General features: G+C 72.7%; 20 protein-coding genes and 1 rRNA gene. 5 read left to right on the forward strand and 16 right to left on the reverse strand.

Features of this window, described 5'->3' with window-relative positions; all coding sequences use genetic code 11:
• Positions 1-77 precede the first annotated feature (77 nt).
• Positions 78-1,841 carry a glycoside hydrolase family 15 protein gene (locus ACGFYP_RS24205; RefSeq protein ID WP_393497220.1) on the forward strand — a complete coding sequence of 588 codons (1,764 nt, stop codon included), beginning with the start codon at positions 78-80 and terminating at the stop codon, positions 1,839-1,841.
• 4 nt (positions 1,842-1,845) lie between these two features.
• On the opposite strand, the gene ACGFYP_RS24210 is transcribed toward ACGFYP_RS24205, so the two are convergent.
• The gene (locus ACGFYP_RS24210) at positions 1,846-2,157 is read right to left on the reverse strand and encodes a hypothetical protein (RefSeq protein ID WP_393497135.1); all 312 of its coding nucleotides are present in this window, start codon (positions 2,155-2,157) and stop codon (positions 1,846-1,848) included.
• 197 nt (positions 2,158-2,354) lie between these two features.
• Between ACGFYP_RS24210 and ACGFYP_RS24215 the strand changes: the two genes are divergently transcribed.
• A complete protein-coding gene (locus ACGFYP_RS24215; protein ID WP_393497138.1) occupies positions 2,355-3,746 on the forward strand; it encodes an FAD-binding oxidoreductase in 1,392 nt (463 codons plus the stop codon).
• Positions 3,747-3,792: 46 nt separating this feature from the next.
• Here ACGFYP_RS24215 and ACGFYP_RS24220 read toward each other — a convergent pair whose 3' ends face one another.
• On the reverse strand, positions 3,793-5,418 hold the full coding sequence (locus tag ACGFYP_RS24220) for a flavin monoamine oxidase family protein (RefSeq protein ID WP_393497141.1): 1,626 nt from the start codon (positions 5,416-5,418) through the stop codon (positions 3,793-3,795).
• A gap of 27 nt (positions 5,419-5,445) precedes the next feature.
• Positions 5,446-6,963 carry an APC family permease gene (locus ACGFYP_RS24225; protein WP_393497143.1) on the reverse strand — a complete coding sequence of 506 codons (1,518 nt, stop codon included), beginning with the start codon at positions 6,961-6,963 and terminating at the stop codon, positions 5,446-5,448.
• Positions 6,964-7,124: 161 nt separating this feature from the next.
• Here ACGFYP_RS24225 and ACGFYP_RS24230 point away from each other — a divergent pair, with 161 nt between their 5' ends.
• Positions 7,125-8,747: a PucR family transcriptional regulator gene (locus tag ACGFYP_RS24230; RefSeq protein WP_361964864.1), complete on the forward strand. Its 1,623-nt coding sequence runs from the start codon at positions 7,125-7,127 to the stop codon at positions 8,745-8,747.
• A 153-nt stretch (positions 8,748-8,900) separates the two neighbouring features.
• On the opposite strand, the gene ACGFYP_RS24235 is transcribed toward ACGFYP_RS24230, so the two are convergent.
• From ACGFYP_RS24235 to ACGFYP_RS24260, 6 genes are all read right to left on the reverse strand, one after another.
• Positions 8,901-9,986 (reverse strand): glycosyltransferase family 4 protein, encoded by a 1,086-nt coding sequence (locus ACGFYP_RS24235; protein ID WP_393497148.1) that lies wholly within the window; start codon positions 9,984-9,986, stop codon positions 8,901-8,903.
• A gap of 86 nt (positions 9,987-10,072) precedes the next feature.
• Complete coding sequence (locus tag ACGFYP_RS24240) at positions 10,073-10,870, reverse strand: hypothetical protein (protein WP_393497151.1); 798 nt, start codon at positions 10,868-10,870, stop codon at positions 10,073-10,075.
• Between the two features lie 143 nt (positions 10,871-11,013).
• Positions 11,014-12,738 carry a DNA repair protein RecN gene (recN, locus tag ACGFYP_RS24245; protein WP_393497223.1) on the reverse strand — a complete coding sequence of 575 codons (1,725 nt, stop codon included), beginning with the start codon at positions 12,736-12,738 and terminating at the stop codon, positions 11,014-11,016.
• A 148-nt stretch (positions 12,739-12,886) separates the two neighbouring features.
• Entirely contained in the window at positions 12,887-13,816 is a 930-nt protein-coding gene (locus ACGFYP_RS24250) for an NAD kinase (protein WP_361964870.1), read from the reverse strand.
• Positions 13,813-14,628, reverse strand: coding sequence for a TlyA family RNA methyltransferase (locus ACGFYP_RS24255; RefSeq protein ID WP_393497156.1), 816 nt, complete (start codon positions 14,626-14,628; stop codon positions 13,813-13,815). Before ACGFYP_RS24255 ends, ACGFYP_RS24250 begins: the two co-directional genes overlap by 4 nt.
• A 7-nt stretch (positions 14,629-14,635) precedes the next feature.
• On the reverse strand, positions 14,636-14,980 hold the full coding sequence (locus ACGFYP_RS24260; RefSeq protein ID WP_393497159.1) for a hypothetical protein: 345 nt from the start codon (positions 14,978-14,980) through the stop codon (positions 14,636-14,638).
• Between the two features lie 43 nt (positions 14,981-15,023).
• Between ACGFYP_RS24260 and ACGFYP_RS24265 the strand changes: the two genes are divergently transcribed.
• A complete protein-coding gene (locus tag ACGFYP_RS24265; protein WP_393497162.1) occupies positions 15,024-15,371 on the forward strand; it encodes an SCP2 sterol-binding domain-containing protein in 348 nt (115 codons plus the stop codon).
• Here ACGFYP_RS24265 and ACGFYP_RS24270 read toward each other — a convergent pair.
• The 4 genes from ACGFYP_RS24270 to ACGFYP_RS24285 all read right to left on the reverse strand — a co-directional run bounded on the left by ACGFYP_RS24270 (position 15,360) and on the right by ACGFYP_RS24285 (position 19,990).
• Positions 15,360-16,202, reverse strand: a complete 843-nt coding sequence (locus ACGFYP_RS24270; RefSeq protein WP_361964877.1) for an ABC transporter ATP-binding protein — start codon at positions 16,200-16,202, stop codon at positions 15,360-15,362. The two genes, ACGFYP_RS24265 and ACGFYP_RS24270, sit on opposite strands and share 12 nt — an antisense overlap.
• A 53-nt stretch (positions 16,203-16,255) precedes the next feature.
• Positions 16,256-17,284, reverse strand: coding sequence for an iron chelate uptake ABC transporter family permease subunit (locus ACGFYP_RS24275; protein ID WP_361964879.1), 1,029 nt, complete (start codon positions 17,282-17,284; stop codon positions 16,256-16,258).
• A complete protein-coding gene (locus ACGFYP_RS24280) occupies positions 17,281-18,279 on the reverse strand; it encodes a FecCD family ABC transporter permease (protein WP_393497168.1) in 999 nt (332 codons plus the stop codon). Before ACGFYP_RS24280 ends, ACGFYP_RS24275 begins: the two co-directional genes overlap by 4 nt.
• 673 nt (positions 18,280-18,952) lie before the next feature.
• Positions 18,953-19,990 carry an HAD hydrolase-like protein gene (locus ACGFYP_RS24285; protein ID WP_393497171.1) on the reverse strand — a complete coding sequence of 346 codons (1,038 nt, stop codon included), beginning with the start codon at positions 19,988-19,990 and terminating at the stop codon, positions 18,953-18,955.
• A gap of 182 nt (positions 19,991-20,172) precedes the next feature.
• On the opposite strand from ACGFYP_RS24285, the gene ACGFYP_RS24290 reads away from it, so the two are divergent.
• Positions 20,173-21,447 (forward strand): DUF1015 domain-containing protein, encoded by a 1,275-nt coding sequence (locus ACGFYP_RS24290; RefSeq protein WP_393497174.1) that lies wholly within the window; start codon positions 20,173-20,175, stop codon positions 21,445-21,447.
• A 53-nt stretch (positions 21,448-21,500) separates the two neighbouring features.
• Here the strand turns inward: ACGFYP_RS24290 and ACGFYP_RS24295 are convergent, their stop codons facing one another.
• The 3 genes from ACGFYP_RS24295 to rrf all read right to left on the reverse strand — a co-directional run.
• Positions 21,501-22,271, reverse strand: a complete 771-nt coding sequence (locus ACGFYP_RS24295) for a hypothetical protein (protein WP_393497177.1) — start codon at positions 22,269-22,271, stop codon at positions 21,501-21,503.
• Positions 22,253-23,431: a hypothetical protein gene (locus tag ACGFYP_RS24300; RefSeq protein ID WP_393497179.1), complete on the reverse strand. Its 1,179-nt coding sequence runs from the start codon at positions 23,429-23,431 to the stop codon at positions 22,253-22,255. Before ACGFYP_RS24300 ends, ACGFYP_RS24295 begins: the two co-directional genes overlap by 19 nt.
• A 275-nt stretch (positions 23,432-23,706) precedes the next feature.
• A 5S ribosomal RNA gene (gene rrf, locus ACGFYP_RS24305) occupies positions 23,707-23,797 on the reverse strand; the annotation flags it as partial.

Below are 23,797 nucleotides of genomic sequence, written 5' to 3' on the forward strand. Positions count from 1 at the left end.
GCCCTCGGGGCGGACGTGGCCGTTCGAGGAGAGAGCACGTGGCCGGGCGCATCGAGGATTACGCACTCATCGGAGACATGCAGACCGCCGCCCTGGTCTGCCGGGACGGCAGCGTCGACTGGCTCTGCCTGCCGCGCTTCGATTCGCACGCCGTCTTCGCGGGACTCCTCGGGACCGAGGAACACGGATTCTGGCGGGTCGGCCCCGCCGTCCCCGACGGCGCTTCCCCGCCGCCCGCCGACCGCCGTCGCTACCGGGGCGACTCGCTCATCCTGGAGTCCGAGTGGGACACCCCGCGCGGCACGGTCCGGGTGACCGATTTCATGCCCCCGCGCGACGGCGCGCCCCAGCTGATCCGGATCGTGGAGGGCGTCTCGGGCCGCGTGCCGATGCACTCCGCGCTGCGGATGCGGTTCAGCTACGGACGGGTGGTGCCGTGGGTCCACAAGGTCGGGGACCGTACGGTCGCCGTCGCGGGCCCCGACTCGGTGTGGCTGGACACGGACGCCGAGACGCACGGCAAGGACCTCACGACGTACTCGGACTTCACCGTCACCCCGGGCGACCGGGTCACCTTCACCATCAGCTGGCAGCCCTCGCACAAGGAGGCGCCCGCCCTTCCGGACCCGGAGGGTTCGCTGGAGGCGACCGAGGACTTCTGGCGGGAGTGGGTGGAGCACTGCACGTACCACGGCCCGTACCGCGAGGCGGTCGTCCGCTCGCTGATCACGCTGAAGGCGCTGACGTACGCGCCCACCGGCGGCATCGTGGCCGCGCCGACCACATCCCTGCCGGAGGAGATCGGCGGTGTACGGAACTGGGACTACCGCTACACCTGGCTGCGCGACGCGGCGATCACCCTCTCCTCGATGCTGCGCACCGGCTACCGCGAGGAGGCCCGCGCCTGGCGGGACTGGCTGCTCCGCGCGGTCGCGGGCGACCCGGAGAACCTGCAGATCATGTACGGGATCGCCGGCGAGCGTGAGCTCGGCGAGGCCGAGCTCGACTGGCTGCCCGGGTACGAGAACTCCGGCCCGGTCCGGGTCGGCAACGGGGCGGCCAACCAGCTCCAGCTGGACGTGTACGGCGAGGTCACCGAGGCCCTGCACCTGGCGCACATGACGGGTCTGTCCCGCAACGACTACGCCTCGCTGCTCCAGCTCAAGCTGATCCGCTACCTGGAGACGCACTGGAACGAGCCCGACGAGGGCATCTGGGAGGTCCGCGGCCCGCGCCGCCACTTCGTGCACTCCAAGGTGATGGCCTGGGTGGCGGTGGACCGCACGATCAAGCTCATCGAGTCCGGAGACGCCGACGGCCCGCTGGAGCGCTGGCGCGAGCTGCGCGACGAGATCCACCGGGACGTGTGCGAGAAGGGCTACGACAAGGAGCGGAACACCTTCACGCAGTCGTACGGCTCCAAGGAACTGGACGCCTCGCTGCTGTTGATCCCGCAGATGGGCTTCCTGCCGCCGGACGACAAGCGGGTCATCGGCACGATCGAGGCGATCCAGCGGGAGCTGTCCACCGAGGACGGCTTCGTCCTGCGCTACCCGACGGCCGGCGAGGAGGCCGGCGTGGACGGCCTGGAGGGCGACGAGGGCGCGTTCCTCGCCTGCTCGTTCTGGCTGGCCGACGACCTGGCGATGATCGGCCGCGTCGACGAGGCCCGCAAACTCTTCGAACGCCTCCTGGCCCTCCGCAACGACCTGGGCCTCCTCGCCGAGGAATGGGACCCCCGCCTCCAACGCCAGGTGGGCAACTTCCCCCAGGCCTTCAGCCACGTCCCCCTGATCGACACGGCACTCCGCCTGACGGCGAGCGGGGCGTACGGGGGCTGAGGACTCAGTCCTGGGGCGGGTACGGGAATTCGGTGGCGTCACCGAAGAAGTAGTCGTAAGCCTTCTCGAGAAAGGCGTACAGCTCGTCTTCGCTGGAGAAGGAGAAAATCTCCTCCGTGATGTCGCTCCACTCGCGGAGCGACATCACGCGGGTGCGGAGCAGTTCGGCGAATCCGTCGCGCTGGATCACGGTCGTTTCCGTGAAGCGTCCGGGATTGGCGAGGCTGTGCCGGACACCTCTCCTCAGGTCTTCGGGCTCGTTCACGCAGTCGGGGCCGAAAGCGCTGCCGATGAAGCTTCTGGTTTTCGCGTCCACTCTCATGTCCTTAGGGGTGTCACCCCTGCTCGGGGTCGGGATGCATCGTTTCAGCCCCATGGTGTGATCATCGAACCGCGCGGTCGGGGCGGCGGAGGGCCGTGAATGCGAGCGCGCGCCATCCACGAGGCGCGGGCTCCGAGGCACCGGAATACGCTGAAAGGGTCCTGTCCCCCCGAGGAAAGGGGGGCACTCCCATGGCTCCCCAGGGCAGCGTTCCGCAAGCCGCGCTCGCCGGGCTCCGTGAGGATCTGGCCGGCGAGGTGTTCGTGCCCGGCGATCCGGGCTACGACGAGGCCCGGAAGATCCACAACGGCATGATCGACCGGCGGCCCGCCGTCATCGCCCAGTGCGCGACGCCGGAGGACGTGTCGAACGCGGTCCTCTTCGGCCGGGAGACCGAGCTGCCCATCGCCGTGCGCGGCGGTGGGCACAGCGTCGCCGGTACGTGCGTCGTCGACGGCGGCCTCGTCGTCGACCTGCGCCGGATGCACGCGGTCGTCGCCGACCCCGAGCACATGACGGCGCGGGTCGAGGGCGGCGCGACCATGAGCCATCTCGACCGCGCGACCCAGCCCTTCCACCTGGCCACCACCGGCGGCCGGGTCTCCACCACGGGCGTCGGCGGATTCACGCTGGGCGGCGGTTCGGGCTGGCTGGAGCGGAAGTTCGGGCTCGCCTGCGACAACCTCCTCGCCGCCGAGCTGATCACCGCCGACGGCAAGCACGTGCACACCGACGCCGAGACGCATCCCGAGCTGTTCTGGGCGCTGCACGGCGGCGGCGGGAACTTCGGCGTGGCGACCTCGCTCACCCTGCGGCTGCACGAACTGCCCGAGATGAGCTTCGCGATGCTCTTCTTCCTGCCGGAGTCCGCGCCCGAAGTGGTACGCACCTTCCGGGACCTGGCCGCCGACGCCCCGGACGCGGTGGGCGGCGGGGTCATCTACCTGCCCGCGCCACCGGAGCCGTTCGTCCCCGAACACCTCGTCGGCAAGCTGCTCTGCGGCACGCTGTTCACCTACGCCGGTCCCGTCGCCGAGGTCCGCGAGCTCGCGGCGCCGCTGCTCGCACTGAAGCCCGTGATCGAGATGGTCACGGACATCGCGTACACGGATCTCCAGTGCATGCTCGACGACCCGCCGGGGCTGCGGAACTACTGGTCGGCGGAGTATCTGAACGCCTTCCCCGACGAGGCCGTCGACGCCTTCTGCGCCCGGGGCGCCCTGATCCCCCTCCCGACCGCCAGCCAGCACGTGCTCTTCATGATGGGCGGAGCGGTGGCGGCCGGTCCGGCCGACTACCCGATCCCGTGGCGTTCGGCGCCCTGGGCCGTGCACCCCTTCGCGACCTGGGAGAACCCGGCCGACGACGAGCGGGCGAGACAGTGGGTACGGGACGTGCGGGCCGACGCGCGGCCGTGGTCGACCGGCGACGTGTACCTCAACTTCATCGGCTCCGAGGGCGAGCAACGGGTCGTCGCGGGCTTCGGCGCCGACAACTACCGCAGGCTCGCCGCCGTGAAGTCCACCTACGACCCCGACAACGTCTTCCGCTTCAACCACAACATCACGCCGGCCGCCGCCTGACGAACCTCAGGCCTCGCCTCAGGGCTCACCCAGACCTTCGAGGGCCTCACCTCAAGGCGGCGATCACCTCCCGCGCGGCACGCTCCCCCTCGGTGGCGCCGCCCTCCATGAAGCCCTGGAAGTCGTAGCTGCAGTGCTCGCCGCCGATGTGGATGTTGCCCTGCGCGGTGCCCTCGTACCCCGCGTACCGGTGCAGATAGCCGACCGGCCAGCAGGAGTAGGCGCCGAGCGCGTGCGGGTTGCGGTGCCAGGCGGAGAGCTGGGCGCGGCCGGTGTACGCCTGTGAGGTGCCGGGGAAGAAGGCATCGATGCCGCCCAGGTACCGGGTCACCAGACTCCGTACGTACGGGTCGGACTCGGTGGAGAAGGGCCCCGCGGGCGTGAGGGACGAGGCGAGGCTGCCGCCGCCGTACTGGATGAGGATGCCTCCCGTTCCGCCCTGGATCTTGGTGGTGTCCCAGGTCTGCTGCACCTCGGTGTCGGTGAAGCAGTCACCGGCGGAGACCCCGGGCCAGGAACCGGTACCGCGCCACGGGCGGGTGCCGAACTGCATGTTGAGCTTGGTGCAGTGCCCCATCCGGGCGTCCCGCAGCAGGTTCCTCATCAGGGGGTCGAACCCCGCCTGGCCGAGGTCGAGTCGCTGCAGGATCGGCAGCGGGACGGTGAGGATCGTGTGGTCGGCGGTGACGGTGCGGGTGGCGCCGGCCTCGGTGAAGGTCAGCGTCTGGGTGCCGTCCGCGTTGGCCCGTACCGCGGTCAGGGACCAGCCCCTGCGCAGGGTGCCGGGGGCGAGGGCGCCCGCGATGGCGTTCGGGAGCCGGTCGTTCCCCCCGCGGATGTGATAGCGCTCGTTGGACAGACCCCAGATGTTGAAGTTGCCCGGATTGGTCTGGTAGCCCATGAGCAGGACGAGGGCGAGCGAGGACTGTTCGGTGGTGTCGGCGCCGTACTCGACGTTGTACGCGACGTCGATGAACCGGCCGAGCGGCGAGGCGTGGCCGCCGGGGACCCTCGACTCGATCCACTCGTGGATCGACATGGTGTCGAGGGCGGTGCCGGTGGGGGTGGACTGGTTCCACTTCACCTCCCCCGCCTCGGACAGGTCGCGGCGCAGGGACTGGTAGACGGCGTTGAAGTCCTGGTCGGCCTGGTGGCGCGGGTAGTACGTCCCGTTGAACCAGAGGACCTCCTCCGCGCCGTTGGGCCCGCCGCCGAGGAAGTCCTCCGTGGGCAGGTCGAAGCGGCGGCAGAGCTCGAGGATCTTCTTGTGGCCGGTGTCGATGAGTTCGCCACCGATCTCGGAGGTCTGCCCGTACGCCCAGTGGTTCCGCTGGGTCCACATGCGGCCGCCGACGCGCGCGGGCTCGGCCTCGTAGAGCGTCGGGCTCAGGCCCGCGTCCTGGAGGGTGAGGGCGGCGGTGAGGCCGGAGATGCCGGCGCCGATCACCGCGACACGGGCGGGGGTCACGGCCCGTGCCACGGCCGGCCGGGAGGCCACCGTGCCGGCCGTGACGGCGACCCCGGCCGCGGCGGCGTACTTCAGGAGGGAGCGGCGGCCGACACGGTCGGACCGCATCCCTCTCAACTCGTCGACGGGAAGGTTCAGCCGTCGGGCGTCGGCGTGCTCGGCGGCGAGGCGGTTCAGGAGGTGCATCGGATTCGTGCGTGCCATGGGGCGCTCCTGGAGGGGTGGAAGGGATCAGCTCTGGGGTACGGGGGTGGGGGCGGGCTGCTCGGACTCGTCGTCGCGCTCGGTCGCGTCCTCCAGGACGATCCGGCCGATGATCTCGTAGCGCTCGGGCTGCCTCATCCTGAGGTGGAGGCCGAGGCCGAGGCCGCCGAGGAAGACCGCTCCGACGATCCAGGGGATCGCCTTGAACAGGAGGGAATCGGCGGCGAGTCCCGCCGCGGTCTCCATGTTCATGACCAGCAGGACGACCACGGCGATCATCCCGACGCCACCGAGCAGCGGCGCGGTGAGCGTCTTGAACCAGTGCCTGTCCTCCGGGTGGTTCTTGCGGAAGTAGCCGATGACGGCGAAGGAGCAGAGGGTCTGGACGATGAGGATGGCCATCGTGCCGAGGATCGCGAGCAGCGTGTAGAGGTGGATGTACGGGTCCTGGCCGGTGAGCCAGAAGGCGCCGACGAGCACGACCGCGATGGCGCTCTGGACGTAGGAGGCGATGTACGGCGAGCCGTGCTGGGGGTGCGTACGGCCGAGGGCCCGGTGGAGGAAGCCCTCGCGGCCGATGGCGTAGAGGTAGCGGGAGGCGCACTGGTGGAAGGCCATGCCGCAGGCGAAGGAGCCGGTGAGCAGCAGCCACTGGAAGGCGTCGACGGCCCAGGCGCCGATGAAGGACCGGGTGGGGGCGAAGAACAGGTCGAGGGGTGCGGCGGACGACGAGAGCGTCACGGACCCGCCGAGCCCGTTCCCCGCGATGGTCATCCAGGAGACGTAGATGTAGAAGAGGCCGACGCCGACGACGGAGATGAGGGTGGCGCGCGGGATCACGCGCTTGGGGTCGCGGGACTCCTCCCCGTACATGGCGGTCGACTCGAAGCCGACCCAGGACCAGAAGGCGAAGAAGAGGCCGAGGCCGGCGGAGGTGCCCGTGAAGGCGTTGGCCGGGTTGATGGGCTCGACCGGGATGCCGTCCGGGCCGCCGCCGGCTATCAGGACGGCCGTGGCGACGGCGAACAGGACCGCGATCTCGGCGATGAGCATCACGCCGAGCGCCTTGGCGGTGAGGTTGATGTCGAAGTACGCGAGGACTGCGGTCACTGCGAGCATCGCCGCCGCGTAGACGATCCACGGCAGGTCCACACCGAGCTGATCGGCGACCGTGGTCTTGGTGAAGTACGCGAAGACGCCGACGATCGAGGCCTCGAAGACGATGTAGGCGAGGACGGCGAGCATGCCGGAGGCCATACCGGCGATCCGGCCGAGGCCGTGCGAGATGTAGCCGTAGAAGGCCCCGGCGGCCGTGATCCGCTTGGCCATGGCCACATAACCGACCGAGAAGACGGTCAGGACCAGGGTCGCGAAGAGATATCCGGCGGGTGCGCCGGTGCCGTTGCCGAAGCCGACGGCGATGGGGAGGTTGCCGGTCATCGCGGTGATCGGGGCGGCGGTGGCGACGGCCATGAAGACGACGCCGACGACGCCGATCGAGTTCGCTTTGAGGCGCTGCACCTCGGGGGTGGGGTTGTCTGCCATGGCCGGAGAGGATCCTCCCGCGTGACGTACGCCACAATCGACATGCGGTCGCACAATTGGCCCGCCGGGGCGACGAGTTGTCGACGGGATGGACGAACTGTCGGGTCCCGTAACCCTCGGGTGATGTTGCCGGAACATGTACGGAGGTAGCGTCCGGCTCCATGGACAATCAGGGCGGGATCACCGTGCAGCGGGCGCTGGAGCTGCCCGGGCTCCGCAGCGGCCTCCCGGAAGTGGTCGCGGGCGCGGACCGGCTGAACCGGACCGTGCGCTGGGTGCACGCGGGCGAGGTCCCGAACATCGCGTCGCTGCTCAAGGGCGGCGAGCTGCTGCTCACCACGGGCCTCGGCCTCGGTACGCGCCCGGCGGAGCAGCGCGCGTTCGTGCGCCGGCTCGCGGACCGGGGCATCGCGGCGCTCGTGGTGGAGCTGGGCCCCCGCTTCTCCCGCCTGCCGGCGACGATCGTGGAGACGGCGCGCACGGCGGGCCTGCCCCTGGTGCAGCTGCACCGCGAGGTCCCGTTCGTCGCGGTCACCGAGGAGATCCACACCGAGATCGTGAACGGCCACTACGCGCTGCTGCGGCAGGCGGAGGAGGTCCACCGCCAGTGCACGGAGGCGCTGCTCGGCGGGGGCGGGGTGCCGCAGGTGCTGCGGATCCTGGCGGACTTCACGGCGAACCCGGTCTTCCTGGAGACGGCCGACGGCCAGCTGCTGTACGCGGCCGGTACGGAGTCGGGTCCGGCGGACCCGCTCCAGGTGTGGGACGGGCTGCGGGGCCAGCGGGCGGCGCGCGAGTCGGGCCCGCCGACGGGCGCCGTGCTCGTGGACGTACCCGGAGGCGGACCGGGCACGGGCTCCGTCCGCGCCCGCCTCGTACTCCTGGCGGTCGACGGCCCGCTCTCCCAGGTGCACCGCATGGCGGCGGAACGGGCGGCGGGGATCCTGGCGGTCGTCCTGATGCAGGCCAGGCAGGAGGAGGAGCTCGCGGCGCGGGGCCGCGGCGACTTCCTGACGGACCTGGCGGAGGGCCGGATCACGGCGGAGGACGCGCCGGCGCAGGCCCGCGTGCTGGGCTTCCGCCCCGGGGACGGCCCACTGCTACCGGTGGTGATGCGCCTCGCTTCGGAGCTGTCTCCCTCGGGCAACTGGGCGCTGCTGGCGAGGGCCGTCCTGGAGGAGCTGTCGTCGGTGGGCGTCCCGGTCCTGCTGGGCGTACGCCCGGTGGAGGGCCGGGTGCCGCTGCTGCTCGGCCTGCGCTCGGAGTCGGAGCGTACGGCGGTGGCGGACCGGGTCGCGGCGGCGCTGCGGGCGGGCGTGGAGCGGGCGGGCCTGGAGCGCGGGGGCGGCCACCCGCCGGTGGTCGTGGTGGGCGTTGCGGGCGGCTGGGCGGCGGCGTCGGCGTCCCTGCGGCACGCGGGCGAGACGGCGACGGCGGCGCAGGGGCTCTCGGACCGCCCCTGGTACGACGCGCGCCGCCTGGACATCGACCTGCTCCTCTGGCGCCTGCGCGAGCACCCGGACCTCGCGGCCTTCGTGGACCGTGCGATCGGCCCCCTGAGGGACCACGACCGCACCTCCCGCCCGCCGCTGCTCCCGACCCTGGAGACGTACCTGGCCCACGCGGGCCGCAAGGCGGAGACGGCCCGCGAACTCCACCTCAACCGCCAGACGCTCTACAACCGCCTGGCCCGCATCTCCGAACTTCTCGGCACGGACCTGGACGACCCCCAGACGGTCCTGGCCCTCTCCCTGGCCCTCCGCGCAAGACGCCACACGCTGTAGCCCTGCGGGGGCTCGGGGGGGGCGAAGCCCCAGGGTCCCGCCCCGACGCACCCCCGCGGGCGCGAAGCCGCCCGCTCGGGCTCGGGGGCGAAGCCCCCGGTCCCGTCAGGGTCTCGGGAAGGGGCGGGGCCGGGGGAGATCACACCCCTCTCCTCAACGCCGCCCCGACAACTCGTCGTACACGCTCAACACATGCGCGATCGTCTCGTCCTCCGTCGGCCACGTCCCCGCCTGCACCCGACCGGCCGCCGCCAGGTCCATCCGCCGGTCCGTGTCCTCCAACAGCCCCCGCACCGCCGCCGCCAGCGCGGGCGCGTCGCCCCACGGCACCAACTCCGCCGCGTCCCCGACCAGTTCCGGCACCCCGCCCACCGCCGTCGCGACCAGCGGCACACCGAGCCGCAGGGCCTCCTGCGCCAGCAGGGCGCGGGCCTCCCAGCGCGACGGAAGCACGGCCACGTCCGCCGCCGCCAGCAACTCCGCCACGTCGTCCCGGCGTCCGATCAGCCGGACCGCGAGCCCCTCGGCCTCGATCCGCCGCTGCAGCGCCGCCCGATCGCGCCCCTCCCCCGCGATCACAAGGAGCGGCTGCGGGTCCATGTCCCGCCACTCCCGCGCCGCGTCGAGCAGCAGCCCGTACCCGCGCTCCGGCACCAGCGCCCCGACCGCCATCAGCAACGGCCGGTCCACCGCGCCCAGTTCCGCCCGCGCCTTGCCGTCGTGCAGACAGACCGGCGCCCTCGACCCGGGCACCGTCACCGGCCCGAGCCGGGCGTCCCGCGCCCCGCGCCGCCGCGCCCGGTCGACCAGCTCCGACGAGGTCCCGAGGACAACGGTCGCCGCCCGCGCCGTCCTTCGTTCGAGCAGCCGCAACAGCCCACCGCGCGCCCCGTCCACGTGGTTGCGGGTGTGCCACGTCGTCACGAGCGCGGGCCCTCGTACCCCGCCCGACAGCGCGAGCGTCGCCCGCACCGAGGCGTGCAGCCCGTGGGCGTGCACCACGTCCGCGCCGATGCAGGCGTTGCGGAGCTGCGCGACCGTCGCGGGGTCGTTGCGGCGCGGGACGGGCACGAAGTGCGCGCCGGCGCCGATGAAGTCGTAGGCGCGGTCGAGTTCGGGCGGGGCGCACACGGTCACCCGCACGCCCCTCGCCACGAGCCCCGAGGCAAGTGATCGGACGTGAGCGCTACTGCCCGCGCTGCCGCCGCCCAGCACTTGGACCGTACGGAGCTGTGTCACGGGCCCAAGGATGCCAGCCCGTACGCACGTTCCGGCACCGAAGCCCCGTCGTGGCCGTGTCCGAGGCCTCAACTCGCCGCGCGCTATCACTCACATGGGTGAGCTTGCGGGGGTATTGGCCCTCCCCCGGCCTCCGGCCGGGGGGACCCGCCGCGCTCGCCGTACGCGGCTGCCGCGACGAGCCCGGCCGCGTGGACGGCGAGTCCGAACGTACCGTTCCCGGCGGCGATCGCGCTGCCGACGGCGGCGCCGAGCGCGTGCGCGCCCGTGTCACCGAGCATGGTCCGCTCGCCGAGGTCGTCGACGAGGACGGCGGCCGCGGCGCCCATCGGCGCGGCGGCGAGCGACCCGCGCAGCAGCCCGGGCGCGGCGAGCCCGAGCACCGTCAACACGGCACGCCCGGGGGCGACGTCGACCAGGTTGACAAAGTGCGCGGTCCCCGCGATCACGACGCCCGCCAGGACCTTGTCGACGGGCCGTTCCTTGAGCAGCGCACCGGCCACGAGCCCGGCCGCGCCGATCCCGACGAGCTTCACGGTCCCGCTGGTCACCTCTCCGTCGCGCAGGGCCCCGAGGTGCGCCCGGAAGCCCCGGCGGTGGTCGCCCTTCCAGTCGTCGTACGCCCCGCAGGCACCGGCGGCGAGGACGGCGAACGCGGCCGGCCCTCCGCCGACCCCCGACCGGGGCGCCCAACGCGCCGCGCTCGCGGCCGCGACGGCGGCACCGACGGCGGTGGCGGGCCCGGCGCACAGATCGACGCTCCGCCCGGCGTGATTCTCACGCAGCCACCGCGCGTCTCCGCGCCGCCGCATCGCCACGTACGCGGCCCGACCGACCCCGGCGGCCACGACGAACGCCCCGGCCCTGCCCCACTTCCCGCTCATGCGCCCAGCGTAGGCGGCAGCCGTCCACGCCCGGCGGGCAGCCCCGAGGCCCAGCCCCACCCACCCGGGCGAAGGCGTCAGCGCCGGCCGCCGTCAGCGGTCACCCCCCGTCAGCGCCGGCCGCCGTCAGCGGTCACCCCCCGTCAGCGCCGGCCGTCGGCCCGCGCGGTGGCCAGCAGCTCCTCCGCGTGCGCACGCGCCGTCTCCGAGTCCTCCTGGCCCGCCAGCATCCGCGACAGCTCGCGGACGCGGTCCTCGCCCTCCAGGACGGTGACACCGGACCGGGTCACGGAGCCGTCGTTGGTCTTCTCCACCAGCAGCTGCCGGTCGGCGAAGGCCGCGACCTGCGGAAGGTGGGTGACCACGACGACCTGCGCGGTCTTGGCGAGCTTCGCGAGCCGGCGGCCGATCTCCACGGCCGCCTTGCCGCCGACGCCCGCGTCGACCTCGTCGAAGAGGTACGTCGGCACCGGGTCCGTACCCGCGAAGACGACCTCGACCGCCAGCATCACCCGGGACAGCTCACCACCGGACGCGCCCTTCGCGATCGGCCGCGGCGGCGCGCCCGGGTGCGGGGCGAGGAGCAGCTCGACCTCGTCGGCGCCGGACGGCGTGTACGCGACGGGGCGACCGCCGACCTCGACACCGTCCGGGTCCTCGGTCTGCCGGATGTCGAAGGACACGCGCGCGTGGGGCATGGCGAGCGAGGCCAGTTCGGCGGTGACGGCGTCGGCGAACCGGGCCGCCGCCTCCGTACGGGCGTCGGTGAGCGCCTGCGCGAGGACGGACAGCTCGGCCCGCAGCGCGTCGCGCTCGGCGGTCAGTTCGCCGATCCGGTCGTCGTCGCCCTCCAGCTCGGTCAGCCGGGCCGCGCTCTCCTGCGCCCACGCCAGAACGGCGGCGACGTCCTCGCCGTACTTCCGGGTGAGCTGCGTCAGCGCCGCGCGCCGCTCCTCGACGGCCGCGAGCCGCCGCGGGTCCGCGTCCAGGTTGTCGGCGTAACCGGCCAGCTCCCCGGCCACGTCGGCGAGCAGGATCGAGATCTCGCCCATCCGGTCCGCGAGCGAGGCCAGCGCCGGATCGTGCGACCGTACGGCCTCCAGGGCGCGTCCCGCGCCCGCGACCAGGGTCGTCGCGTCGACGGCCTCCGGGTCCTCGGGCTGGCCCGCGAGCGCCGCGTGGGCGAGCGCGGCGGCGGAGGCGAGGGCCTCGGCGTGCCCGAGCCGCTCCGCCTCGGCCGCCAGCTCGACGTCCTCCCCTGCCAGCGGCTCGACGGCCTCGATCTCACCGAGTCCGAAGCGCAGCAGGTCGGCCTCCTGGGCCCGCTCCCGCGCCCGAGTGGTGATCTCGTCCAGCTCGGCGACCACGGCCCGCAGCCGCCGGTAGGCGTCCGCGTACGTGGCCAGCGGTACGGAGACGGCCTCGCCCGCGTACCGGTCGAGGGCGCCGCGCTGGCGGGCAGGCTTGAGCAGGCCCTGCTGGTCGGTCTGGCCGTGCACCGCCACGAGTTCGTCGGCGAGTTCGGCGAGCAGCCCGACCGGCACCGAACGCCCGCCGAGATGGGCCCGAGAGCGCCCCTCGGCGGAGATCGTGCGGCTGACGAGCAGCGCGCCGTCGTCCAGCTCGGCGCCCGCCTCCTCGGCGCGTACGGCGACGGCCGCGCCCTTGGGCAGCGTGATCCGCCCCTCGACGACGGCCGAACCCGCGCCGATCCGCACCAGGGCGGGGTCGGCGCGCCCGCCGAGCAGCAGCCCCAGGCTGGTCACGACCATGGTCTTGCCGGCACCGGTCTCGCCGGTCACCGCGGTGAAACCGGGCGACAGCTCGACAACAGCGTCGTCGATGACCCCGAGCGACCGTATCCGCATCTCCTCCAACACGGGGAAGACCTTACGAGGTCCGGCCCCACCTGTGCGACGGCCCCTGCCGGAAGGGGGCGAACGCGCAGGTCGGAGCTGCGGCTGTCACCCGTGGGGGTGGGCGAGCCCGGCCCGGGGCCGGGCTCGGCCCCGCGCCCTAGTGGGGCGCGCCGCGCCACCCCGACACCGGCAGCGCGAACTTCGCCACCAGCCGGTCCGTGAACGAGGCGTGGTGCAGCCGGGCGAGCCGTACCGGCACCTCACCGCGCCGGACCTCGACCCGTGCGCCCGCCGGGAGTTCGACCGTCCGGCGGCCGTCGCACCACAGCACGCCGTTGGGCGTGTGCGGCTCGACCTCCACCGCGAGCACCGACTCCGGTGTCGTCACGAGCGGCTTGGCGAACAGCGCGTGCGCCCCGATCGGCACCATCAGCAGCGCCTCGACCTCGGGCCAGATCACCGGCCCACCGGCCGAGAAGGCGTACGCCGTCGAGCCGGTCGGGGTCGCGCAGATCACCCCGTCGCAGCCGAACCCGGTGACCGGCCGGCCGTCGATCGCGAGCACGACCTCCAGCATCCGTTCCGGGGAGACCTTCTGGACGGCCGCCTCGTTCAGCGCCCAGTCGCGGTGCAGCACGTCGCCGTTCTCGTAGACGACGACGTCGAGGGTCATGCGCTCCTCGACCTCGTACGCCCGCGTCACGACCCGGTCGACGACCTTGTCGAGGTCGTCGCGCTCGGCCTCCGCGAGGAAGCCGACCCGTCCGAGGTTGACGCCGAGCATCGGTACGCCGGAGGCTCTTGAGAACTCCGAGCCGCGCAGCAGCGTCCCGTCGCCGCCGAGGACGACGAGCAGCTCGCAGCCCTCCAACGCCTCGGCGCAGGCCTCGGGGACGGTCTCCACGGACGGCGGCAGCGGCAGGTCGGCCGCCTCCGCCTCCAGGACACGGACGCCGATCCCGCTGCGCAGCAGTCCGAGCACGACGAGTTCGGCGCTGCGCACGGCGGCCGGGCGGCCCGTGTGCGCGAGCAGGAAGACAGTACGACTGCCCGTACCAGTATCAAGTGGTGCGGTCGTTGAGCTCAACGAGGTCCCTCCGCCACGGCGCGGTCGACATCCGCCGGATCCAGCGCGGGCGCCCCTGCCCGCAGCCACAGAAAGTACTCGACGTTGCCGGAGGGGCCCGGCAGCGGGCTCGCGGTCACGCCGAGGACACCGAGCCCGAGCTCACCGGCCTGCCGCGCCACGTTCTTCACCGCGTCGCCGCGCAGCTGCGTGCTGCGCACCACGCCGCCCGTACCGAGCCGTTCCTTGCCGACCTCGAACTGCGGCTTGACCATGAGCACGAGGTCCGCGTCGGGCGCGGTGCAGCGCACCAGGGCGGGGAGCACGAGGCCGAGCGGGATGAAGGAGAGGTCGCCGACGACGAGGTCGACGGGGGTTCCGTCGATGGCGTCGAGCGTCAGCTCGCGTACGTTCGTCCGGTCCTTGACGGTGACCCGGTCGTCGCTCTGCAGGGACCAGGCGAGCTGGCCGTAGCCGACGTCGACGGCGACGACGTGGGCCGCGCCCGCCCGCAGCAGGACGTCCGTGAACCCGCCGGTCGACGCGCCCGCGTCCAGCGCCCGCCGGCCCTCGACCGTCAGCCCCCGCGGTACGAAGGCCGCGAAGGCCCCGGCCAGTTTGTGGCCGCCGCGCGAGACGTAGGACGGGTCGCTGTCGTCCGCGGCGACGACGATGGCCGCGGCCGTCTCGACCTGGGTGGCGGGCTTGGTCGCGACCGTCTTGCCGACGGTCACCCGCCCCGCCGCGATCAGCTGGCTGGCGTGCTCGCGCGAGCGGGCGAGCTCACGGCGTACCAGCTCGGCGTCCAGACGGCGGCGTGCCACTCCTGCCACGTTCGGTTCAGCTCCTGAGGTCGTACGGCGGTGTCGGTCCGGGACCGGGGGTCGGTCCGGGACCAGGTGTCGGTCCGGGACCGGATGTCGGTCCGGGGCGGACGGCGTCGAGCGAGGTCAGCTCGTCGCGCAGTCCACGGTGTACATCCTCGTACACCTCCAGGTGTCCGTCCGCCGGAAGGCGGTCGGCATCGGCAAGGCGGGACAGGAGGTCGTCCACGACGGGCCGACCGGTGGGAACGCGCTCGACGCCGAGGGGCGCGGGCGCGACGGCCTCGAACGCGGTCTCGTCGTCCACCCCCACATCCGCCATGGCCTCCGGCTGTGCCCCTGCCTCCGTAGCGTCACTCATGCACCCGACGCTATCGCGAAGCTCTGGGGTACGGTCGACGGCGATGGCCACGATCGAGGAGTGCCGCAGCGCACTCGACAGACTTTCGGACAATCTCCTGCGCGCCGACGGCGAGGTGCGGAGCGCCACGGCGCTCGACCGCAGCCTGAGCTGCCACATCACGGACCTGGACACGACGTTCACCGGCCGCCTCACGGACGGCCGGATCCAGGTCCGGGACACGGTGCCGGGCCCGCCGCCCGACAAGGCGCAGATCCGCCTGGCGATGACGGGCGACGACCTGGTGGCGATGGTGGACGGCGAGCTGAACTTCGCCAAGGCCTGGGCCTCCGGAAGGGTCAGGCTGGAGGCCGGCTTCCGCGATCTGCTGAAGCTGCGCTCACTTCTGTAGCGCGCGCTCGCGGACGGCCCGCGCCTTCCGCCCGGCGGGCACGACCAGCGGCGTTCCCGTCTCCGGGTCCTCGATGACCTGGCAGCGGAGCCCGAAGACCCGCTCGACCAGCTCGGCCGTGACGACCTCGGCCGGCGGCCCCTCCGCGACGACCTCACCGTCCCTGCAGGCGATCAGGTGGGTGGCGTACCGGGCCGCGTGGTTGAGGTCGTGCAGGACGGCGACGAGCGTCCGGCCCTCGTTCTCGTGGAGCTCGGCGCACAGGTCGAGGACGTCGATCTGGTGCTGGATGTCGAGGAAGGTCGTGGGCTCGTCGAGGAGCAGCAGCGGCGTCTGCTGGGCGAGCGCCATCGCGATCCACACCCGCTGGCGCTGGCCGCCGGACAGCTCGTCCACGTACCGCTCGGCGAGCTCCGCGACACCGGTCGCCGCCATCGACTCCTGGACGATCCGCTCGTCCTCCGGCGACCACTGGCGCAACAGCCCCTGGTGCGGGTAGCGGCCTCGGGCCACCAGGTCGGCGACCGTGATGCCGTCGGGCGCGACGGAGGACTGGGGCAGCAGTCCGAGGGTCCTGGCGACCTTCTTGGCCGGCATGCTGTGGATGCTCTGCCCGTCCAGGAGCACCCGGCCCTCCGAGGGCTTGAGCATCCGGGAGAGGGCGCGCAGGAGGGTCGACTTTCCGCACGCGTTGGGCCCGACGATGACGGTGAATGAGTTGTCGGGGATCGCGACGGACAGCTCGCGGGCGATGACCCGCTGGTCGTAGGCGAGGGTGACCGACTCGGCGCTGAGCCGCTGGGCCTGACGATCCTGGGCCTGACGATCCATGGAGGTACTCCTGAGTGTGTTCGCGTGTGAATCGGCCGCGTGCGCCCGCTCCGTCATATCCGCCCGGCCTTGCGTTCGCTGACGAGCAGCCACAGCAGATAGCAGCCCCCGAGCACTCCGGTGACGACACCCACCGGAAGCTGCCGGTCGCCGAAGGCGTTGGTCGCGGTCCAGTCGGCGACGAGGAGCAGCGCGGAGCCCATGAGGGCGGAGGCGGCGAGGTTGGGGCCGGGCGAGCGGGTCAGCCGGCGGGCCAGCTGCGGGGCGCTCAGGGAGACGAAGACGATGGGTCCCGCGGCGGCGGTGGCCACGGCGACCAGGACGACACTGGACGCCATGAGCACGATGCGGGTCCGCTCGACCCGCACGCCGAGGGCGTACGCGGCGTCGTCGCCCATCTCCAGCATCCGCAGCGCCCGCCCGTGCCCGAGGATCAGCGGGATCAGGACGCAGCAGACGGCGAACAAGGGCCAGAACTGCGCCCAGTCGCGCCCTTCCAGCGAGCCCGTCATCCAGACGGTGGCGCGGGTGGCGTCGACCAGGTTGGCCTTGGTGATGAGGTAGTGGATGACGGCGGTGAGCATCGCGGCCGCGCCGATGCCGACGAGGACGAGCCGGTAGCCGTGGATCCCGCGCTTCCATGCCAGAAGGTAGATCGCGGCGCCCGTGATCAGGCCTCCGACGACGGCGCCGCCCGCGGCGGCCATGGCGCTGCCCTGGAAGAGGACGATGACGCCGAGCGCGCCGACGGTGGCGCCCTGGCCGAAGCCGATGACGTCGGGGCTGCCGAGCGGGTTGCGCGAGATCGACTGGAAGACGGCTCCGCCGATGCCGAGCGCGGCGCCGACGAAGACGGCGACGAGGACGCGCGGCAGCCGCAGGTCCATGACGGCGAACTCCTGGACGGGGGTGCCGTCGCCGAGGAGCGTGGCGACGACGTCGCCCGGGGCGATGGGGAAGTCTCCGCTGCCGATGAGCACGACGCCGGCGGCAAGGGTGAGCACGAGCAGCAGGAGCACGGAGAGAGCGGCGCGGGGCTCGTACCGTACGGAGAACCCTCCACCGGTCCGTATGGACGTCACAGCTGGGCCATCCTCTTGCGGCGTACGAGATGGATGAAGACGGGTCCGCCGACGAGCGCGGTGACGATGCCGACCTGGAGCTCGGAGGGGCGGGCCACGAGCCGGCCGATCACGTCGGAGCCGAGGAGCAGGGCGGGCGAGAGGACGGCCGCGTACGGCAGGATCCAGCGCATGTCGGGGCCGGTGAGGGCGCGGACGAGGTACGGGACCATCAGCCCGAGGAACACGATGGGCCCGCAGGCGGCGGTCGCGGCGCCGCACATCAGCGTGACGGCGACCATCGCGAGGACCCGGGTGCGGTTGAGGCTCACGCCGAGGGCGCGGGCGGTGTCGTCGCCCATCTCCATGGCGTTGAGGGGCCGGGAGATCAGCAGGGCGAGAACGATCCCGACAAGAATGAAGGGCGCGACGCGGCGCACGGTGTCCATGTCGGCGGAGGCGAGCGAGCCGACGGTCCAGAAGCGGAGCCGGTCGAGGGCGGCGGAGTCGAGCAGCTGGACCGCGTTGACGTACCCGTAGAGCGCGGCGGTCGCGGCGGTTCCGGCGAGCGCGAGGCGCACGGGCGTGGAGCTGCGGCTGCCGCCGAGGACGTACACGACGACGGAGACGACGGCGGCGCCGAGGAACGCGAACCAGACGTAGGCGTCGACATCGGTGATCCCGAGGAACGCGATCGCGGAGACGACGGCAGCGGCGGCCCCGGCGTTGACTCCGAGCAGACCGGGCTCGGCGAGCGGGTTACGGGTGAGGCCCTGCATGACCGCACCGGAGAGCCCGAGCGCGACACCGACGAGCAGCCCGAGGAGCGTCCGGGGAACGCGAACGTCATGAACGATGACGTCGTTCCCGGTACCGGTGTTCTGGAACAGCCCGTGCCACACATCGGCGAGCGGCACGGGTTTGGCGCCGACCATGATGCTCAGGACACAGACCAGCAGCAGCACCGCGACACCCACGACCAGCCCGAACGCCCGCACGGCATGCCTGCGGCCCATCGTCTGAGGGTTTTCCGTAGCCTCCGCACTCGCTCGGGAGGACCTCTCAACCAACACGAGGTTAGGCTAACCTACCCTACCTTCCCCCCACCCCCACGCCCCAGAAGCCCACCCCGGCACAGGCCCACGACCTCCACGCCGCACCCCGGCACAGGCCCACGACCTCCACGCCGCACCCCGGCACAGGCCCACGACCTCCACGCCGCACCCCGGCACAGGCCCACGCCCCGCCGCGCCCCGGGCACAAAGCCTCCGCCCCCGCAGCCCACCCTCAGGCGCAAAGCCGCCGCCCTCGCCGCTCACCCTCGCGCGCAGCCACCACCACCCGCCCCCGGCGCGAAGCTGCCGCCTCCCCCTCCGGCGCTACGCTGCCGCCTCCACCGCCCACCCTCCGGCACCAAGCCGCCGCCTTCGCCGCTCACTCTCGTGCGGAGCCGTCACCACCACCCGCCCCCGGCGCGAAGCTGCCGGCCCCCGCCGCCCTCCGGCGCGAAGCCGCCGCCCCGCCGCCAACCCCCGGCGCGAAGCTGCCGCCTTCACCAACCACCCACCCACCCCCGGCGCGCAGCCGCCGGGGCCCCAGTCGGGGGTGCGGGGGCGGAGCCCCCGGTCTCGTCAGAGTTTCGGGAAGGGGTGGGGTGGGGGAATTCCCACCCCACCGCCGGGGCGACCGTCACAGCCCCAACCGCCCCAACGCCTTCCCCGCATCCAACCCACAAGCCCCCGCCCCCGCCTCGGCCCAAGCCGCCCCGCACAGCGCCCGCACCCCGTCCATCACGTCAAGCCCACCCCCGCCGACGTCACCAGCGCCCTCCAACACCAACGCGCCCCCACCAACCGACGCCCGCCACCCCCCACACACAAACTCCCCGCCCGTCTCCACGACAGCCGGCTGCCCCACCAACAGCCCCCGCAGGTCCGCCGCCACATACGTCGGCCGGTGCTCCGGCACCGCCGCCAGCAGCTGCGCCACATCCGTCACCCCGGTGAACACCAACAACGAGTCCACGCCCCCGTTGAACGCCCCCTCGATGTCCGTGTCCAGCCGGTCCCCGACCACCAACGGCCGCTCCGCCCCCGTCCGCAGCACCGTCTCCCGATGCATCGGCGGCAACGGCTTCCCCGCCACCTTCGGCTCCACGACACCACCCGTGGCGATCCGTACGACCTCCACGGCCGCCCCGTTCCCCGGCCCGATCCCCCGCGCCCCCGGAATCGTCAGGTCGGTGTTCGAGGCGTACCACGGCACACCCCGCGCCACGGCGTACCCCGCCTCCGCGAACCGCGCCCACGGCATGTCCGGCCCCCCGTACCCCTGGACCACCGCCGCAAGTCCCGGCACGTCCGCCGACTCCACCGGCTCCAGGCCCCGCTCACGCAGCGCCACCCGAAGCCCTTCCCCACCGACGACCAACACCGGCGAACCGGCGGGAACTTCGTCGGCGATGAGCCGCGCCACCGCCTGCGCCGAGGTGATGACGTCCCCGGCCTCCGCCGGCACCCCCAACTCGGTGAGGTGCGCGGCCACCGCGTCCGGCGTCCGCAAGGCGTTGTTGGTGACGTACGCGAGGTGCATTCCGCCGGCCCGGGCGACCGCCAGCGCGTCGACGGCGTGCGGAATCGCCTCACCGCCCGCGTACACGACACCGTCCAGGTCGAGCAGTGCCGTGTCGTACGCCTCGCTCAGCGCCGCCACACTGCCGCCGAGCATCCTCCTGGGCTGCCGGCCCGGGTGCCCCTGCCCGCCCCGGCGACCCTGACCACCCTGACCACCGTCACCCATACCCACGCCCACGCCCGCGCCCACACCCACCACGTACTCCTCACCCGTCGACCGACCTTCCCCGCTCCCCCGATCATCGCTCATTGCCACCGCGCACTTACGATTGCTCAATGAACACCAGTGGTCCTGCGGCCGACGACGGTCTGCACCTGGTCCCGTTCCGGGGACTCCGATACGTCCCCGAACGGGTCGGCAGCCTGGCCGCCGTGACCTCGCCCCCGTACGACGTCGTCGTCCGGCCCGACGGACTCCACCACCTGGAGTCCGCCGACCCCCACAACATCGTCCGGCTGATCCTGCCGCAGGCCATCAGCCCGGGCACCCGCCACCGCAAGGCCGCCGTCACCCTCGACCGCTGGATCGCGGACGGCGTCCTCGCGCCGGACCCCGAGCCCGCGCTCTACGTGTACGAGCAGAGCAGCGGCGACATCCTGCAGCGCGGCATCATCGGCGCCCTGGAGCTCTCCACCCCGGCCGAGGGCATCGTCCTCCCTCACGAGGACGTCATGCCGCACGTCGTCGAGGACCGCGCCGCCCTGATGCGGACCACCGCAGCCAACCTCGAACCGCTCCTCCTCACCTACCGGGGCAACGGCGACGGACCGGCGGACGTCATCGAACGCACCGTCCGGCGCGACCCGCTCCTCGCCACCACCACGGAGGACGGCTTCAGCCACCGCCTCTGGGCGGTCACGGACCCTGCCGAACTCGCGGCGGTCTCCGCCGGCCTGGCCGAGCACCAGGCGCTCATCGCCGACGGCCACCACCGGTGGGCGACGTACCTCCGCCTCCGCGAGGAACACGCCCAGCCCGGCCCCTGGAACTACGGCCTCGTCCTCCTCATCGACACGGCCCGCTACCCCCTCCGCGTCCGCGCGATCCACCGCCTGCTCAACCGGCTCCCCGTGGCGGAGGCCCTCGCCGCCCTCGGCGACGACTTCCGGATCCGCCGCGTCGACGCGCCCCTGCCGGAGGCCATGGAGTCCCTGGCGTCCGCCGCATCGGACGGCAACGCCTTCCTCTTCGCCGGCGACGGCACCTTCCACCTGGTGGACCGCCCCGCCCCGGAGCTCCTCGCCCGCACGATCCCGGCGGACCGCCCGCAGGCCTGGCGGACCCTGGACGCGACGGTCCTGCACGCGACGCTCCTCGACCACCTCTGGCACATCCCGGACACCCCCGAGGAGATCAGCTACATCCACGACACCGAGGCGGCCGTCGCCCAGGCGGAACGCCGGGGCGGTACGGCGGTGCTCATGCATCCCGTACGGGAGGACGTCGTACGGGACCTGGCACGGCAAGGCGTCACGATGCCCCGCAAGTCGACGTCCTTCGGCCCGAAGCCGGCGACGGGCCTGGTGCTCAGAAGCCTGGCACTCGACTGAGGGCATGAAAAAAGGGCGGCACCCCGGAGGGGGTGCCGCCCTTTGTCACACGATCAGTCCCGGTCGCCCCGGTCCTCGTCGTCCTCGTCCTCGTCGTCCTCGTCGTCCTGGTCCGCCTCGTCGGCGACGTCAGCGGAGGCGGACTCATCCACGTCCGCGTCCACGTCTACGTCCGCGTCCTCGTCCAGGTCGTCGATGGCGTCGACGAACTCGACACCGTCCAGCTCGGCAAGGCGGTCGGAGGCGTCCGTGGCCCCGTCCTTGTCCGCCTCGAGCGCCTTGGCGAACCACTCCCGCGCCTCGGTCTCGCGGCCGGCCGCGAGCAGCGCGTCGGCGTACGCGTACCGCAGGCGCGCGGTCCACGGGTGAACGGCGGTGGAAGCGAGCTCGGGGCTCTGCAGCGTCACGATCGCAGCGTCGAGCTGGTCCATGTCACGACGGGCACCGGCGGCGACGAGCCGCATCTCGACCTGCCCGGCCTTGTCCAGCTTCTGCACCTCGGGCTCACCAGCCATGGCGAGCGCCCGCTCGGGCCGGCCCATGCCGCGCTCGCAGTCGGCCATCACGGGCCACAGCTCGACACCACCGGTCATCCGCCGCGCGGCCCGGAACTCGGCCAGCGCCTCGGAGTACTTCTGCGTGGCGTACGCGGCGAAACCGGCGGCCTCACGGACGGCGGCGACACGCGACGCGAGCCGCAGGGCGATACGTGAGTACGCGTACGCCTGCTCGGGGTCCTCGTCGAGCAGGTCGGCGACCATGACGAGGTTACGTGCGACGTCCTCGGCGAGCCCCTTGGGCAGGCTCATGAGCTCCTGGCGCACATCGTCGTCGATCTCCTCACCGGTGACCTCCGGCGGGATCGGCAGCCGCTTGATCGGCGCCCGGTCGGGCCGGTCACGGTCGTCACGCCGCCCGTAGCCGCCGCCACGGTTGTCATCACGCCCGCGGTACCCACCCCGGTTGTCGTCACGCCGGTCGTCGCGACGGAAGCCGCCGCCACCCCGGTTGTCATCCCGACGGGGCCCACGCGGCCGGTCGTCGCGGCGGTCGTCACGGGGACGGTCGTCACGACGGAACGACGGACGGTCATCACGACGATCGTCGCGGGGCCGGTCGTCCCGACGGAAGGAGGGACGCTCGTCACGACGGTCGTCACGCGGCCGGTCGTCGCGACGGAAGCCACCGCCGCCACCACGGTTGTCGTCACGCCGGTCGTCCCGACGGAAGGCCGGCCGCTCGTCACGACGGTCGTCACGGGGACGATCGTCACGACGGAAGCCACCGCCACCACCACGGTTGTCATCACGACGGAACGAGGGACGGTCGTCGCGACGGAAGCCGCCGCCACCGCCACGGTTGTCGTCACGACGGTCGTCCCGACGGAAGGCCGGACGGTCATCACGACGGTCATCACGCGGCCGGTCGTCACGGCGGAACCCACCGCCACCACCACGGTTGTCATCACGACGGTCATCGCGGCGGAAGCCGCCGGCACCGCCACGGTTGTCGTCCCGACGGAAGCCGCCGCCACCGCCACGGTTGTCATCACGACGGTCGTCCCGACGGAAAGCCGGCCGCTCGTCACGCCGGTCGTCACGGGGACGGTCGTCGCGACGGAAGCCGCCACCACGGTTGTCGTCACGGCGGTCGTCGCGGGGCCGGTCGTCCCGACGGAACGACGGCCGGTCATCACGACGGTCGTCACGCGGCCGGTCGTCACGGCGGAACCCACCGCCGCCACCACGGTTGTCATCACGACGGTCGTCCCGACGGAAGCCACCGCCAGCGCCACCGCCACGGTTGTCGTCCCGACGGAAGCCGCCGCCACCGCCACGGTTGTCATCGCGCCGGAAGCCGCCACCACCACGGTTGTCGCCACGGCTGTCACCCCGACGGTCGTCACGAGGACGATCGTCACGGGGACGGTCATCACGCCGGTCATCGCGGGGGCGGTCGTCGCGACGGAACGAGGGACGGTCATCACGCCGGTCGTCGGGGCGGAAGCCGCCACCACCCCGGTTGTCGTCACGACGCGGGCCACGGAAGCCGCCGCCCCGCTCGCCACCGTCCCTACGACGCGGCTCGCGCTCCGGACGGTCGTCGGGAGAGTTGGTGGACATCGGCGTGACTCCTGTCTTCGGGTACTGCAGTCATTCTCGCGCAGTCGGCACCCCGACGCGCTTCGAAAAAATCAAGGAAAAACAAAAGGACCCTTGGTCCCAGCATGAACGCTGGGACCAAGGGTCCTGAAAGATTGTTCGGCGGCGTCCTACTCTCCCACAGGGTCCCCCCTGCAGTACCATCGGCGCTGAAAGGCTTAGCTTCCGGGTTCGGAATGTAACCGGGC

This window comes from Streptomyces sp. NPDC048370 (genome assembly GCF_043200825.1).
Classification (GTDB): domain Bacteria; phylum Actinomycetota; class Actinomycetes; order Streptomycetales; family Streptomycetaceae; genus Streptomyces.